Raw genomic sequence first — 17,363 nt, forward strand, 5'->3', positions numbered from 1 at the left:
ACTGTATAATGTATCAACTACTAAATAAAAGTATATTTCTAATCTGCACATTCATCGGCATCACCCTGATGAGTGTTGCGCAAGAAACGCAACTGAGTACCATTGCCAGTAATGGCTGGGCTAATAACTCGGTAAATACTGTTATTTTCCGTAAAAATTCTTTAATCAGTTTTAAAGGTAGCCAGTACGCTGCTTATTATGATGAAGAACAAAATGTGGTATTGGCCAAGCGTAAAATTGGGTCAAGCCACTGGACATTAGTTACTACGGCCTATAAAGGTGATGCTACCGACGCCCATAAATCAATTAGTATTATGATAGATGGCGATGGTTTCCTCCATATTGTTTGGGGCCAGCATAACAACAATTTAAATTATGCTAAATCGGTTTCAGCAGGTTCATTAACCTTAGGAAATAAGACCGTTATGCTTTCCGCAAAAGAAAATAAAGTCAGTTATCCTGAATTTTATAAGCTGACCAATGGCGATTTACTGTTTTTTTACCGCGATGGGGGCTCTGGAAATGGAAACCTGATGATAAACCGTTATAGTCTGAAGACCAAAAAGTGGACACGTGTACAGGATGGAATGATTAATGGCGAAGGTGAACGAAATGCATATTGGCAGGTTGCAGTAGATGGGGCTGGAACCATCCATTTATCATGGGTGTGGCGCGAAAGCCCTGATGTAGCCAGTAACCATGATTTATGTTATGCTAAATCTACTGATAGAGGTTTAACCTGGTTAAAATCTACCAATGAAAAATATAGTCTTCCCATTACTGCAGCCAATGCAGAATATGCACTTAAAATTCCACAAAAAAGTGAGCTGATCAACCAAACATCAATGTTTGCTGATGCCAATGGTAATGTATTTATTGCTGGTTATTGGCGAGATATGAACGAAACGGTACCACAATATCACTTGGTTTTTAAAACAGATAACCATTGGAAAGTAAGTAACCTTAATTTTAGAAAAACAGCTTTTAGTTTAAGTGGAGGGGGGACCAAACAGATTCCGATTTCGAGGCCACAGATTATTGTTTGGCCAAATGGAAAATATTACGCTGCAGGATTATTGTTTAGAGATGCTGAACGGGGTAACAAAGTTTCGATTGCGTTGAACGATCAGCTTGGATCAGGAAATTGGAAGATTAAAGACCTTACTCAAAAAAGCGTTGGCGACTGGGAACCCAGTTACGACACCGAGCTTTGGAAAAATAAAGGGATTTTGAGCCTCTTTCTACAGCATGTTACCCAGGTAGACGGAGAAGGAAAGGCCAACCATGCACCAACAATTGTGCAAGCCTTAGATTGGAAACCAAAAAATAAATAGCGAATTAACCATAAAATGAAACATTCCATTATAAAATATAGCCTTTCTTTACTAGCTGTTTTGTTCTTGTTATCAATTAATCTGGTAAAGGCACAAAGCAAAAAAACAGCTAAGATAGCTCAAGAAAATACAGCTTATTTATTTACTTATTTTACTGGGAACAGTAAAGCAGAAGAGGCGATACGTTTTGCAGTGAGTACCGATGGCTACCATTATAAAGCTTTAAATAACAATAATCCTGTTATTTCTTCTGAAAAGATCAGCAGTACTGGCGGTATACGCGATCCACATATTTTGCGCGGCGAAGATGGCAAAACTTTTTACATGGTGGCTACCGATATGGTTTCTGATAAGGGCTGGAACTCGAACAGAGCAATGGTATTACTTAAATCAAATGATCTGATCCATTGGACATCGGCAGTTGTTAATATTCAAAAACGTTTTCCAAATAACGAAAATCTGTTACGCGTTTGGGCACCGCAGACCATTTACGATAAAACAGCCAAAAAATATATGGTTTATTGGTCGATGAAGCATGGCGATGATCCTGATAAAATCTATTATGCTTATGCAAACCCTGATTTTACCGACCTGGAGACCGCTCCAAAACAACTCTTTTTTAGTCCTACCAATAGTGCTTGTATTGATGGAGATATTATTTACGATAAAGGGAAATACAATCTGTTTTTTAAAACAGAAGGCAACGGCAATGGCATTAAAAAAGCGGTTTCTAATCGACTAACAGAAGGTTATGTACTACAGGATAAATACCTGCAGCAAACCAAAGAAGCGGTAGAAGGTGCAGGCGTTTTTAAGTTGAATCATAGTGATGAGTATATCCTGATATACGATGTATATATGAAAGGCCGTTATCAGTTTACCAAAAGCAAAGATCTCGCAAATTTCAGTGTTGTAGATCAGGATGTTACGATGGATTTTCACCCTAGGCACGGAACTATTTTGCCGATTAATCAGCAAGAGTTAAGCCGGTTGCTCAATCAATGGTATCCTGTTGAATCTGTTTTGCAAAGCGCACAGAATAAGGCAATCAACCAGAATAACATTGTTTTAGATAGTGTGAATCAAAAACTCTATCTACCTGTAAATTATGGAACAGATATAAAGGCTTTTGATCCGCAGTTTAATACCTTTAATCAAATCACCATAACACCAAAAGGAAAATTGGATTTTTCTAAAGGTCCGGTGAAAATTAAGATAAGCATTGCCAATCAACAACCTAAAACTTATGCTATAACTGTTGCTGTAGCCAATAACCCTGTTTTAAAAGGTTATTATGCCGATCCTGAAATTTTATACTCCAATAAAACAGGCAAATACTACATTTATCCAACCAGCGATGGCTTTAACAATTGGAGCGGTACATATTTTAAAAGTTTTTCATCAACCGATCTTGTTAACTGGACAGATGAAGGGAAAATATTAGACCTTGAAAAAGATGTTTCATGGGCAAAAAGGAATGCCTGGGCACCCACCATTATCGAAAAGAAAATAAATGGTGGATATAAATATTTCTATTATTTCACTGCCGCACAGAAAATCGGCGTTGCTATTGCCGATAATCCAACCGGACCGTTTAAGGATAGTGGAAAGGCTTTAATTGCGAGTAAACCAAAGGGAATAAAAGGTGGCCAGGAGATTGATCCTGATGTATTTAACGATCCTAAAACCAACAAAAGTTATTTATACTGGGGAAATGGCTATATGGCTGTTGCACCACTAAATGATGATATGATTTCGATTGATACGAGTGCGATTAAAGTTACCACCCCCGATAAGAGCTTTAGAGAAGGTACCGAAGTTTTTTACCGTAACGGAAAGTATTACTTCTTATGGTCGGAAGATGATACCCGAAGCGAGAATTACAGGGTAAGATATGGTTTTTCTGACTCGCCTATAGGAAAAATAACCATTCCGGAAAACAATCTGATTCTGGCAAAAGATGTGGCGCAAGGTATTTACGGAACAGGACACAATAGTGTAATTAAGATTAATGGAAAAGATGAATGGTATATGGTTTACCATCGTTTTACCCGACCAAAAGGAATCTCAATGGGAAGTGCTGCAGGTTATAATCGCGAGGTTTGCATCGATAAAATGGAATTTAACGCTGATGGAACCATTAAACCAGTAGTGCCAACAGTAAATGGCATTAAACCAATATATTAATGAATTTAAAACTATACCAAGTACTATTTTTATTGTTGTTTTTTAGTCGCACGCTGGTGAATGCGCAAACTTCAACCTCAAAAGAAGAAGTGCTCGAAACAATCAATCGTGCAAATGCCTATTGGCAAAGTAACAATAAACCCGAAGTACGTGCTTTTTGGGATCATGCTGCTTACCATACCGGGAACATGGAGGTTTACGGAATTATCAAAAACGAAGCTTACCGTAAATATTCAGAAGATTGGGCCGTTCATAACCAATGGATGGGTGCAAAATCAACTGATAAATCCAACTGGAAATATAAATATGGCGAAACAGATGAGCATGTGCTGTTTGGCGATTGGCAGATCTGCTTTCAAACCTATATCGATTTATACCACTTAAAACCAGAAGAATATAAAATTGCAAGGGCAAAAGAGGTGATGCAATACGAAATGAGTACACCCAATAACGATTATTGGTGGTGGGCCGATGGTTTGTATATGGTAATGCCAGTTATGACCAAACTTTATAAAGTAAGTGGAGACCGAAAATACCTCGATAAGCTGTACGAATATTTTATGTATGCAAATAGCATTATGTACGATAAAAAGGAAAAACTTTATTACCGGGATGCCAAATATGTTTATCCGAAGCATAAAAGTGTAAACGGCAAGAAAGATTTTTGGGCAAGAGGAGATGGTTGGGTGTTTGCAGGTTTAGCGAAAGTGTTAAAAGATCTGCCCCTTAACGATCCGCATCGGAACGAATACCTAAACAAGTACCAGAATATGGCCAAAGCAATTGTTAAAAGCCAGCAATCAGAAGGCTATTGGACCAGAAGTATCCTCGATCCGCAACATGCCCCAGGACCCGAAACAAGCGGGACAGCCTTTTTTACTTATGGTTTGTTATGGGGAATAAACAATGGTTATTTAAAAGAAAAAAGCTATTTATCGGCAGCACAAAACGCATGGGCATATTTAACTAAAACCGCACTACAACCTAATGGAAAACTGGGGTATGTACAACCGATAGGCGAGAAAGCTATCCCTGGTCAGGTGGTTGATGTAAATTCTACAGCGAATTTTGGTGTAGGGGCATTTTTATTGGCTGGATGTGAGATGTATCGCCATTTATCAAACAAAAATTAAATTTTAACACGAAATGAAATTAAGAAATATCTGCATTACAGCTTTACTGATTACATTGATTGGCGGAACTGCATTTGCTCAAAAAAAGAGTAAAACCTCCAAAAATGCGGTGTTAAGCGATCGGCAGTTTTGGTTGCAGCAGATGGATAAGATGGTAAAACCTGTTTTATACAATTTAGCTAATGACAGTTTAAGGATAGCCATGCCAAAAGTCACTTCTATCCATATTGATAATAAGGAACACCGCATTAAAGTACAGTATGTGGAGGTTTTGGGCAGGGTTCTAAGTGGTATTGCACCATGGTTACAGTTAGAGGGAGGTTCGGCAGAAGAGGTGGCTTTAAGGAAACAATACCGGGAGTGGGCTATTAAAGGATTAAAAAATGCATTGGATTCTAATGCGAAAGATTTTATGAATTTCGATATCGGTGGGCAGCAACTGGTAGATGCTTCTTATATCGCATTGGCTTTGGTACGTGCACCGTGGCTATGGGAAAACCTGGATAAGAAAAACCAGGAACTGATGATGCAATCTATTGTGACGACCAGGAGATTCAAACCTGTTTTTTCTAACTGGTTATTATTCTCAGCCATGAACGAAGCCTTTCTGGCCAGATTTGGATATAATTGGGATCCTATGCGTGTTGATTATGCCCTGCAACAAATGGAACAGTGGTATACAGGTGATGGGATGTACACCGATGGAACATCTTTCGCCTTCGATTATTACAATAGTTATGTTATCCATCCTTACCTGGCTACCTTGGCCAATATTATTGGTCCTAAAACGAACAGTTATAAAGAAATGTTCGAGAAGGTTAAAAGGCGTAATGAACGATATGCCATCATTCAGGAAAGATTAATTAACGCCGATGGTACTTATCCTGCAACTGGTCGCTCCATTATTTATCGTGGTGCTGCATTTCATCATTTGGCCGATATGGCCTGGAGAAAAGCATTACCAAAACAGTTAAGTCCGGCTCAGGTACGTTGCGCGTTAACCGCTGTAATCAAAAAAACTTTAGAGAGTCCGAGCACTTATAAAAACGGTTGGTTAACCATTGGTTTATATGGTGATCAGCCAAATCTTGGCGATTTCTATAACAACCAGGGTAGCCCATATATTGCTTCAAATATCTTTTTGCCTTTAGGTTTGCCAGAAGGCGATCCTTTTTGGTCCAGCCCTGCCGAAAAATGGAGTGCACAAAAGATCTGGAGCGGTGAGAATTTTGAAAACGACCATAGTGCCAGTTTAAAATAAATAGCAGCTAGCCATATAATTAAAAAAGATGTAAGTAAATTATCGTCTTTGTAACGTTAAAAATTATTTTATTAAAATGATGAATAAGAGAATCAGTTTTGTTTTAGGATTTATTGCCTTCAGTTTAGGGCTAAACAGTTATGTTTCAGCACAAGAAAAATATACTTCTTTTACTCCCGGTAAAATTTGGAAGGATGATAAAGGTGTTCATATTAATGCCCATGGCGGAGGCATTGTTGAATATAAAGGCGTTTATTATTGGTTTGGTGAGCATAAGATTGAAGGTGAGAAAGGCAATACGGCACAGGTAGGCGTACATTGCTACTCATCAAAAGATTTATACAATTGGAAAGATGAAGGCATTGCACTTCCGGTTTCCGAAGATCTGAAAAGTGATATTGCTAAAGGTGCAATTCTAGAGCGTCCGAAAGTGGTGTACAACAAGAAAACCAAAAAGTTTGTCATGTGGTTTCACTTAGAACTTTTAGGCAAGGGTTATGCGGCAGCAAGATCGGGTGTTGCAGTGGCCGACCGCCCAACCGGGCCATATACTTTTATCAGAAGTTATCGCCCAAATCCTGAGAAAATGCCTTTCTATCCGGCAGGAACAGCAGAAAAAGATATGGTAAACTGCCAGCAACCAGCCAATAAAAGTGATGGCTTTTTCTGTAGGGATTTACCTGGTGGACAAATGGCAAGAGATATGACCGTTTTTGTAGACGATGATGGAAAAGCCTATCATGTATTCTCTTCGGAAGAGAATTTTACGCTGCATTTGGCTGAGTTAACCCCCGATTATTTAGGACATACCGGAAAATTTATCAGAATTTATATCGGACAGCAAACAGAAGCACCGGCTTTGTTTAAGAAAAACGGGGTTTACTACATGATTGGTTCGGGCTGTACAGGCTGGGCGCCAAATCCGGCAAGATGGTTTAAGGCAAACTCCATTTGGGGGCCTTGGACTTATATGGGAAATCCATGCCAGGGCGAAGGAGCCAAGCTAACTTATGGCGGGCAGAGTACACATGTATTGCCAGTACCGGGTAAAAAAGGAGAGTTTATTTTTATGGCCGATAAATGGGAACCGAAAAACGCCATTGATGGTCGTTATTTATGGTTGCCAATCAAATTTGAGCAGGATAAAATTTCAATAAACTGGGCAGACGAGTGGGATCTGAGCGTGTTTAAAAAGTAGAAAAAAAACAAAATTTTATATAAACCTAGACGATGAATTGCGTAGAAATACGCAAAAGGGATTGTTTTTGCCCAAAATTCAGGTCGTTTTAAAAACAATAGTTAAAAATGAAAGCAAGATTACTATGGTTCGTAGCGATATGTTTCTCCTTATCGGCTTTTGGCCAGCAAGCTAAGCATACGTTTAAGCTAGGCGAAACAAACTTTTTATTAGATGAAAAACCCTTTCAGATTATCTCTGGTGAGATGCATTATCCCCGGGTACCCAAAGAGGCTTGGCGGGCCCGGATGAAAATGGCCAAAGCAATGGGGCTAAATACTATTGGTACCTATGTATTCTGGAATTTGCATGAACCACAAAAAGGAAAATTCGATTTTTCAGGGAATAACAACATTGCCGAATTTGTTAAAATCGCCCAGCAAGAAGGCCTTTGGGTTATCTTAAGACCAAGTCCTTACGTTTGTGCGGAGTGGGAGTTCGGTGGTTATCCATACTGGCTTCAGAATGAAAAAGGTCTTGTGGTAAGAAGTACCGAAAAACAATATTTGGAAGAGTATAAAAAGTATATTATTGAAGTAGGGAAACAGTTGGCTCCATTGCAGATTAACCATGGTGGTAACATCATTATGGTGCAGGTAGAGAACGAATACGGTTCTTACGCTGCTGATAAAAACTATTTAGATATCAATAGAAAAATGTTTATTGATGCTGGCTTTGATGGATTGCTGTATACCTGTGATCCTGCAGCGGATGTAAAAGACGGACATTTAGATGGATTACTGCCAGCACTAAACGGGATTGATAATCCAGCAAAAATCAGGCAATTGGTAAACGAGAACCATAAGGGCAAAGGGCCGTATTTTATTGCAGAATGGTACCCGGCATGGTTCGATTGGTGGGGAACACCTCATCATACCGTTCCAGCAGCAGAATACACCAAAAAGTTAGATTCTGTTTTAGCGGCAGGTATTTCGATTAACATGTATATGTTCCATGGCGGCACAACCCGCGATTTTATGAATGGAGCTAACTATAAGGATATTTCGCCCTACGAGCCACAAACCAGTAGTTACGACTATGATGCGCCTTTAAACGAAGCAGGTAATGCTACCGATAAATTTATGCAGTTTAGGGCCGTAATCGAAAAACACCTCCCAGAAGGACAAAAACTACCAGTAGTAGCAGCTGCCAAACCTAGTATAGCAATTGAACCTTTTAAACTGGGTAGTAAAGTAGCTTTGTTTAATGCATTGCCAAAAGCTGTGAAAAATATTACACCCTTAACTTTTGAAGATCTTAAACAAGATTATGGTTATGTGTTGTATCGTACCACCATTAAGGGAGGGAAAAAAGGTGAACTGCAGATTAAACAATTACGCGATTATGCGCTCATTTTTATCAATCAAAAAAGGATAGGGATTTTAGACCGTAGACTAAACCAAAATACATTAGCATTAGATCTTCCGGAAGGAGAGGTGCAGCTCGATATTTTTGTCGAGAATATGGGACGGGTTAATTTTGGAAAATATTTGTTAGAGAATAAAAAAGGAATTACCGAACAGGTAACTTTTAATGGTACCGAGGTTAAAAACTGGTCAATGTATGGTTTTCCTTTTAACAACGATAGTATTAACATTACTAATCCATCAAAAACAAATGGAAATGGGCCAACATTACAGAAAGGATCCTTTCAGATTTCAACCGTTGCTGATACTTATTTAGACATGACTGACTGGGGAAAAGGAGTAGTATGGGTTAACGGGCACAACTTAGGAAAGTACTGGGCAATTGGTCCACAGCAAACACTTTATATCCCTCAAGAGTGGTTAAAAAAAGGTAAAAATGATATTGCCGTTTTAGAACTGATTAAGCCTGATCAAAATATTTTGAAAGCAATCGATCAACCAATTTTAAATACGCTTAAAAAATTAAACGTAGATTAAACGTTTAAAAAATCAATAAATAGGGGTTAAGGATAGAAATTTAACAAAAAGTAACAATTTAACCCCTATTTATTACCGTATTACCCCTCACTCAAGCAGCATAATAAAAGGTTACTTTGTTAAACCAAACTTTATCGCATGAGTAATTTTTATAGCAGATCAGATTAATGGCTTTGAGCACATTTTTTAACTCTATCCTAAAAATACCCATCCCTATTTAATATTAAACTAACTATTAACAATATGAAAAAATATTTACTACTAATCTAGTTCAATTATATCCTTATTGAGCTCCCAAGCCTAAAATAATTTAGGATAATACGATAGCATACTTTAGCGAAAACGTGTATAACCAAAGCTTTGTCGTACCCTTAATTTATAAACCAACATCATATTGCCCAACAGCCACATGCTAAAAACAGTTCGTGTATTGTGCAATACAATTAACTAACATAAAATCATGAGTGGAGAAAAAACACTTAAAAATCTAGGGTTCATGTTTATATCGTGGGCCTTTCTGAGTTTAAGTACTCAGAGTTATGCAAACCCGGGAAATTTAGTAATCCGGCAAGATACCACCCAACTTAAGAGCGTTATGTTTACAATTCTAGATGGGAACGATTTTCCACTACGAGGTGCAGACGTTTCAAACATAAGCTTTAAGAACAATGCTAAAACAGACAGTACCGGCACAGCAAAACTAAATTCGAACAAGAATGACATCATACGCGTTCATTACAATGGTATATTGCTGAAAGAGTATATTGCTAACGGAAATCTAAATCAGATTATCCGTATTGATGGTAATAATATCATGGTGATGCAGCAGAAAAAAGTGGTGCTAACGAATGACATTAAAATATCATCGAACTTAACAACATCATCTACGCAGGCAGTATACAATAACGATCTTGTTAAATCAACAGTAACAAGTGTTAAGAATGCCCTAACCGGTAGGTTAGCAGGCTTGTATACCAATCAAAACAGTGGCCGTCCAGGGCTAGAAGAGGTATCGGTATCTTTAAGAGGCCAAAACCCCATTATTTTGGTTGATGGAATACCAAGAGACCTTACCATGATCGATCTTGAAGAAATAGAATCGGTTACTGTACTTAAAGATGCAGTTTCTACTGCCATGCTGGGGCTGAGATCATCAGGCGGTGCAATTGCAATAACTACAAAAAGAGGTTTTATTGGTGCGCAACAAATTTCATTAACCGCTCAGACTGGTTTTCAGAGCCCGTTAAAAATGCCAAAAACGTTAAATGCGTTTGATTATGCAACCTTATATAATGAGGCAAGGGTAAACAGTGGCGATTTGCCTATTTACACACCATCAGATCTTGATGCATATAGAACAGGATCAAATCCTATTGGTCATCCCGATGTGAACTGGCAGGATCAGGTATTGAAAGACAGGTCAGCATTTAGTCGTTATGATCTTAATTTTCGTGGGGGAGGAAATACAGCAAGATATTATGTTGGTTTAGAATATCAGAATCAAAAAGGCCAGTTTAAAGAGAGTGATCTGAATGAGTATTCTACCAACACCAGCTTTAGCAATTATACAGTACGCTCTAATGTAGACATTAACCTGACCTCAAAAATGACGTTGGGCCTGCACCTTTTCGGCCGGATCGGGAATTATACCCAACCTGGAAGTTCTGCAGCCAATATTTTTAGCTCTATACTCAATACCCCAAACAATGCTTATCCGGTATACAATAGTGATGGCAGTTATGGAGGTAACACACAGTTTCAGAATAATATTTATGCACAGACTGTTAGCTCAGGTTACCGCTTAAATTACAGAAGGGATATTATTACGGATTTAACTTTAAGAAGAAGTTTAGATGATGTGATACCTGGCTTATGGGCACAGGCATTGGTTTCATTTTATTCCGGCATATCAGAAAATACAGATAGAAGTAAATCTTTTGCAGTTTCTAAGCAAACAGGAACAGGTTCAACAGCAACTTACCAGGTTTTCGGTACAAATGGTACACAGACCAATAGTACCTCAATAGATTATCAGAACAGACAATCGTATCTGGAAGCAGCAATCGGTTACAAAAGAAATTTTGGCTTGCACCAAATTGATGCTCAGATCAGGGCAACCAGCGATAATGTAAACAGTGGTCCAGACCTTGGCTTGAATTATTATGGAGGTTCTGGTCGGACGGCCTACAGTTTCGACGAACGTTATACAGCAGAAGTAGCATTTGGTCTTAACCGTACCAACAGGTATCCGAAAGGGTCGCCAATGGGATTTTTTCCGGCTGCGGGTTTAAGTTGGACACTTACCAAAGAAAAGTTCATGCCTAAGTTATCTTGGTTAAACGACCTCAAGTTATTTACCAGCTATGGTCGTACGGGTAACGATGCTGCTGGTTATTTTGTTTTCCAACAGTTTTATGTAGGTAGCCCAAGTTCGTATTACTTTGGTACCAGTGCTTCGAGTAGTTCTACCTTGCGCCAGGATGTATTGGCAAATCCAAATGTAACCTGGGAAAAAGCAGATAAGTTAAATTTAGGGTTAAAGAGTACTTTATTTAACAACCATTTATTTTTACAGGCCGAATATTTCAACAACAAATATTCAGATCTGCTTACTTCACCTAACCTATCAACCATTGTTGGTACAGCGGTTAGAAACTTAAATATTGGTGTAAACCGGTATAGCGGCTTTGAACTTCAGTTAAATTGGCAGCAATCTTTAGGCAAATTCAGCTATTTCGTTGCTGGTAACGCCAGTACTTTAAAATCAAAAGTAATTTACCAAAACGAAGTATTTAGGGAATACAGCTATCAAAGCCGCACCGGACAGCCTGTTGGACAGCCCTTTGGCTATATTGCTGACGGACTTTTTCAATCACAGGCAGAAATTAATGCTTCAGCCAAAATTGCGGGTTATACCCCGGTTCCGGGAGATATTAAATATAAGGATTTAAATAACGATGGGGTAATCGATCAGTTCGACCAGGCAAAAATCGGTACAGATAAGCCGCTAATTTATTATGGGGCGAATATAGGTTTCTCTTACTCAGGTTTCGACTTTAGTGTATTACTGCAAGGTGTTGCCAATAGAAACCTGTTGTTAACAGGTAATAGCGAATGGGAATTTCAGAATGGTGGCTTTGGTCAGGCTTATGAACATAATTTAGATCGCTGGACGCCTGCAACTGCAGCAACTGCAACTTATCCACGTGTTACAGTTGGTAACAACTTTAACAATAACATCATTTCTTCTTTCTGGATGCACAGTGGTAACTACCTGAGACTAAAAAATATAGAATTGGGTTATACCATTTCATCCCGATTTACCAATAAAGTAAAAGTTTCGGGTATAAGATTTTTTGTGAATGGAACAAACCTCTTTACAAGTGCTTCATTTGATCGGGTAGACCCGGAAACGAATGGAGGCGTATACCCAATTCAAAGAGTTATTAATGGTGGCTTAAGTGTTAAATTTTAATCTTTAAATAGATGAATACTAGAATAATAGCTTTGGTGGTGATCCTGATAGGAATGGCATCATGCAAAAAATATGAAGAAACCCCTTTACAGGGAATTAATAAAAATAACGTTTACGATCCACTTGATAAAAATGGAGATTTTGCCAGACAAGTGCTTTCTGATTTATATACTTCGCTACCTGACGGTTTTAATAGGATAAGGGTAGATGGAGACAATACTGTAGGCGATTTTCTTGATGCCGGAAGTGATGATGCAGTTCCATCGACACAAAATAAGGCGGTAGAATATTACAAAAACGGGAGATTAAATTCGGCCAATAATCCAGATGATAACTGGGCAGCTGCATATCGTGCAATCCGTGCCGCTAATGATTTTCTTGCCAATGTAGATGTGGTTCCTGTTGATGCCAATGCACCAAAAACCATTCAGTACTGGAAAGCTGAAGCACGTTTTATCAGGGCAATGAATTATTTTGAGATGATCAAAAGATATGGAGGCGTACCATTAATAGGCGATAAAGTATTAACGCCCGATGATAATTTACAAATTCCGCGCAGTACCTTCGAGCAATGTATCAACTATCTAATAAGCGAATGCGATGCCATTAAAGGTTTGTTGCGTGTTGAACCTGTTGTTGATTCAGACCTGGGTAGAATTACAAGAGGTGCGGCTTATGCCCTAAAAGCAAGAGTGCTGCTGTATGCTGCCAGTCCGCTTTTTAATGGCGGTGGCACAGCGGGCGATCCCGTAAAGAAAGCTTTGGCAGGTTACCCTACCTTTGATGCCGGAAGATGGACATTGGCATTGAATGCGGTACAAGATCTCATCAATTTAAATGCGTACCAGCTTACCACAACGTTTAATGCTGCTTTTATCGGCAGAAAAAATACAGAAGTAATATTAGCAAAACAAAGAGCCAAAACTTTCGATATAGAAACAAACAATGCTCCAATGGGCTTTACCACACCTTTAAGCAATGGTTTAACCAGCCCTACGCAAGAACTGGTAGATGCATTCCCGATGTTAAATGGATTAAGTATCACAGATCCTGCTTCTGGTTATGTGGCAACCAACCCTTATGCAGGCAGAGATAAAAGATTAGACAATACGGTTTTTTATAATGGCATAAAATGGTTGAGCCGTAATGTAGAAACATTTGAAGGTGGCAAAGATAAGCCTGGTGGTGTAGCTGTACAAACCAGAACAGGTTACTACTTAAAGAAATACATGGCCGATTTTTCTAATGCAACAGCCTATGGTACTCAAGATCACAACTATATTATTTTTCGCTACGGAGGAGTATTGCTTGATTACGCAGAATGTTTAAATGAAGTGGGTAGAACCGCCGATGCTTATGCGCCTTTAAGGGCTCTTCGTTTAAGGGCAGGTATTACTGCTGGTGCCGGTGCAAATGCCTATGGTGTTAAAGATGGGATGTCTCAGGCCGATATGCGCACTTTTATCCAAAATGAAAGAAGGATTGAAATGGCTTTTGAAGAACAACGTTTCTGGGATATCAGACGCTGGAAAATAGCTGGACAGGTTTTAAACGGCTCACTTCATGGTACCACAATTACCAAATCTGCAGCAGGTGACTTAACCTATACATTATCAACAGTAAGCAATACAACATTTAATCAGCGGTTTTACCTGATGCCTATTCCTTATTCAGAAGTGATCAGGAATAGAAGTCTGATACAGAATGAAGGTTGGTAACCATTAAAAATAAGTTAGAAATGAAAGTATTTATGAGAAAATATATATTCCTTTTAGCCTTCACCGTTTTGTCGAAATTACTCTTTGCACAAAATGTTAATGTACAGGGCCAGGTTAATGACAAAGATGGGGGCATTCCGGGGGCAACTATTATTGAGAAAGATGTTCCCGGTAATGGGGCATCTACCGGTATAGATGGTAAATTTCGAATTACCTTGAGAGGTAAAAGTCACGTTTTGGTGATTAATGCTATTGGCTATTTATCAAAAGAAGTTACCGTTGGCCAATCGACCACCATCAATGTAAATTTAGAAGCTGATGTGAAGGGCTTGGAAGAAGTGGTGGTGGTAGGTTATGGTACCACTAAAAAAGCTACTTTAACTGGTGCAATAAGTTCTGTATCAGGCCAGGATATTAGAAGAAATCCTTCAGCAAGTTTACAGAACACTTTGGCCGGCCGGTTGCCAGGTTTCAGTTCGCAGCAAACCAGTGGCCAGCCCGGATCAGATGGTGCAACATTTTTTATCCGTGGAACAGGTTCCTACACCGGATCTAACCAACCCCTTATTATCGTAGATGATATTGAGTTTACCTATGCACAATTTGCCCGTTTAGATGCGAATGAGATTGAAAGCTTAAGTATCCTAAAAGATGCATCTACAACAGCAGTATATGGTATAAAAGGTGCTAATGGAGTGGTTTTGGTTACCACCAGGCGAGGAGTTGTAGGTCCTCCAAGTATTACTTTCCGCAGCGAGTATGCACTCTCACAACCCACAAGATTACCCAAATTTCTTAACGCTTATGAATCGGCTAAGCTGGTAAACCAGGCTCGAATAAACGATGGGCTGCCTGTTCAATACACCGATGCCGATCTGGAACATTGGAGAACCGGCGATGACCCCTACGGACACCCGGATGTAAACTGGAAAGATGTTTTATTCCGTAAATTTAGCTATCAATGGCGCAATAACTTTGATATCAGTGGTGGTAACGATATCGTGAAGTATTTTGCTTCAGTAGGCATGATTAAACAGAATGGTCTCTTAAATGATTTTAGTTCGGGCGAAGATGTAAACAACAACTTTTACTACAAAAGATACAACTACCGTTCTAATATTGATATTAAAGCCACAAAAACCTTAAATGTTAAACTTGATTTATTCGGAAACATTGGAGAGAGAAATAGTCCGGTAATTCCAAACATTAACGGTATCCAGAATATATTTTATTTCTATAATAGTTACCTCACGCTGGCACCTTTTGCTTATCCTATTTACAACCCTAATGGAAGTTATGGTTACAGTTATGCGCAGCCTGGCCGTTACTCTTCGCCAAATATTGTGCAGGCATTAACACTTGGCGGGTACAGCCGGGATTTCGAAAATAACATGAATATCAATGCTGCTGCTACGCAAAAGCTCGATTTTATTACTCAGGGACTTTCTTTGAGAGGAGCTATTGCTTATGGCAGTACTTACTCTTACACGAGGGGCTTGTCAAGAGGAACTTATCCTGCTTTTATTTACAATCCAGCAGACGGAAGTTATACCCCTAAAGATCCAAATGTATTCAGGGTAGGTTTTTATTCATTGAACTATAACCCTGGTTCTACTACAAGAACGATTAACCCACAGGCTTCGTTAAACTACGATCGTACTTTTGGTTCGCATCACGTGTCGGGTTTGGTATTATATAACAACAGAACTTATTTTGGATATAGAGATGCCACCAATACAAACCGCATATTAAATTTTATCCCAGTGCCAACAAGTGGTTTTTCTGGTCGGGTAGGATACGATTATAAAGGGAAATATCTGGCCGAATTTAATGTAGGTTATAATAAAACAGAAGTTTTTGCATCTGGCAGAAAATACGGTTTTTTTCCTGCCGGATCACTTGGATATAACATTTCAGAAGAAGAATTCTTTAAAGAAAACATGAAGTTTATTGATCGTTTAAAATTCAGGGCATCTTATGGCCTTGTCGGAACAGATGATATTGGTGACGGTCAATACGCTTATTTACAAACCTATAACAATAGTGGTAGCGTATCATTCGGGACTTCTCATAATGCCTATAACGCTATATTTGAGGGGCGCCTGGCCAATGCTAATGTAACCTGGGAAAAGGTGAAGAAGCTTAATATCGGTATGGATTTAACCATGTTTAAAGGGCGTATTACTTCAACCCTTGATGTATTTAATGATGACCGATACGATATTTTAACTAAAAGAGGGACAGTTTCTTATATATTCGGGCAAGATTTACCCCCGGTTAACCTTGGAAAAACAAATAATAAGGGGTTTGAGTTGGAACTTGCCTATAACGATAAAATTGGTAAAGATTTTAATTATCGTGTTGGCGGTAACATATCGGTAGCTAAAAACAAAATTGTTTTCCAGGATGAAGCTTTGCCGCTTTTCTCTTACCAACGATATACCGGTAATCCGATTGGTACACCAAAACAATTTAAATTTTTAGGTTTTTACCAGGATGCTGCTGATGTGGCAAATAGTGCTAAACCACTTACTGGTGCAAAACCCGGCGACCTTAAATATGCCGATTTAAATGGCGATGGTGTAATTACCGACGCAGATCAATCTTATTTCGGTTACTCCAATACACCCAATACCATTGTGGGTTTTAATTTAAGTGCAAATTATAAAACGTTAAGTTTAAATGTGTTGTTTCAAGGCGCATTGAATTTTAATGTGGCAGGGGTTAGAGAATCTATCCAGGCTTTTGGATCCAACTTTCAGGCTATTCACCAACAAAGCTGGACTCCTGAACTTGGTCAGAATGCTAAATATCCCATATTATCAACCTCGCCAAATTCGATATCTATTCCTACCGCGCCATCAGATTTTTGGAATGTTAGGGGAGATTATTTGCGGTTAAAATCCATAGAGCTTAGTTATGGACTTCCACAGAGCTGGGTAAATAAAGTGCATTTAAAAGGAGCAAGGGTATACGTAAACGGTACCAATTTAATTACATGGACCAAACTTGGCTCGTTGTACGAATACGATCCGGAAATATCAAGTTACAATACAAACACCAACTATCCGCCGCAAAGGCTTTACAACATGGGTTTATCGGTAACATTTTAAG

At 38.8% G+C, this 17,363-nt stretch carries 9 protein-coding genes; all 9 read left to right on the forward strand.

The window, feature by feature from the left end; genetic code table 11:
- Positions 1–8: 8 nt before the first annotated feature.
- The 9 genes from HDC90_RS05075 (at position 9) to HDC90_RS05115 (ending at position 17,362) form a co-directional block, all read left to right on the forward strand.
- Positions 9–1,334 (forward strand): BNR repeat-containing protein, encoded by a 1,326-nt coding sequence (locus tag HDC90_RS05075; protein WP_184464491.1) that lies wholly within the window; start codon positions 9–11, stop codon positions 1,332–1,334.
- 15 nt (positions 1,335–1,349) lie between these two features.
- Positions 1,350–3,521, forward strand: coding sequence for a family 43 glycosylhydrolase (locus HDC90_RS05080; protein ID WP_184464493.1), 2,172 nt, complete (start codon positions 1,350–1,352; stop codon positions 3,519–3,521).
- A complete protein-coding gene (locus HDC90_RS05085) occupies positions 3,521–4,654 on the forward strand; it encodes a glycoside hydrolase family 88 protein (RefSeq protein WP_184464495.1) in 1,134 nt (377 codons plus the stop codon). Before HDC90_RS05080 ends, HDC90_RS05085 begins: the two co-directional genes overlap by 1 nt.
- Positions 4,655–4,667: 13 nt before the next feature.
- Positions 4,668–5,915 carry a DUF2264 domain-containing protein gene (locus HDC90_RS05090; protein ID WP_184464497.1) on the forward strand — a complete coding sequence of 416 codons (1,248 nt, stop codon included), beginning with the start codon at positions 4,668–4,670 and terminating at the stop codon, positions 5,913–5,915.
- A 76-nt stretch (positions 5,916–5,991) separates the two neighbouring features.
- Entirely contained in the window at positions 5,992–7,113 is a 1,122-nt protein-coding gene (locus HDC90_RS05095) for a glycoside hydrolase family 43 protein (RefSeq protein WP_221451797.1), read from the forward strand.
- Positions 7,114–7,220: 107 nt separating this feature from the next.
- Positions 7,221–9,056: a beta-galactosidase gene (locus tag HDC90_RS05100; RefSeq protein ID WP_184464499.1), complete on the forward strand. Its 1,836-nt coding sequence runs from the start codon at positions 7,221–7,223 to the stop codon at positions 9,054–9,056.
- A 595-nt stretch (positions 9,057–9,651) separates the two neighbouring features.
- Positions 9,652–12,531, forward strand: a complete 2,880-nt coding sequence (locus HDC90_RS05105; RefSeq protein WP_184464501.1) for a SusC/RagA family TonB-linked outer membrane protein — start codon at positions 9,652–9,654, stop codon at positions 12,529–12,531.
- 11 nt (positions 12,532–12,542) lie between these two features.
- On the forward strand, positions 12,543–14,249 hold the full coding sequence (locus HDC90_RS05110; protein ID WP_184464503.1) for a RagB/SusD family nutrient uptake outer membrane protein: 1,707 nt from the start codon (positions 12,543–12,545) through the stop codon (positions 14,247–14,249).
- Between the two features lie 20 nt (positions 14,250–14,269).
- Positions 14,270–17,362: a TonB-dependent receptor gene (locus HDC90_RS05115; RefSeq protein ID WP_255497489.1), complete on the forward strand. Its 3,093-nt coding sequence runs from the start codon at positions 14,270–14,272 to the stop codon at positions 17,360–17,362.
- Position 17,363 lies beyond the last annotated feature (1 nt).

Origin of the sequence: Pedobacter sp. AK013, from assembly GCF_014205835.1 — a bacterium.
Classification (GTDB): domain Bacteria; phylum Bacteroidota; class Bacteroidia; order Sphingobacteriales; family Sphingobacteriaceae; genus Pedobacter.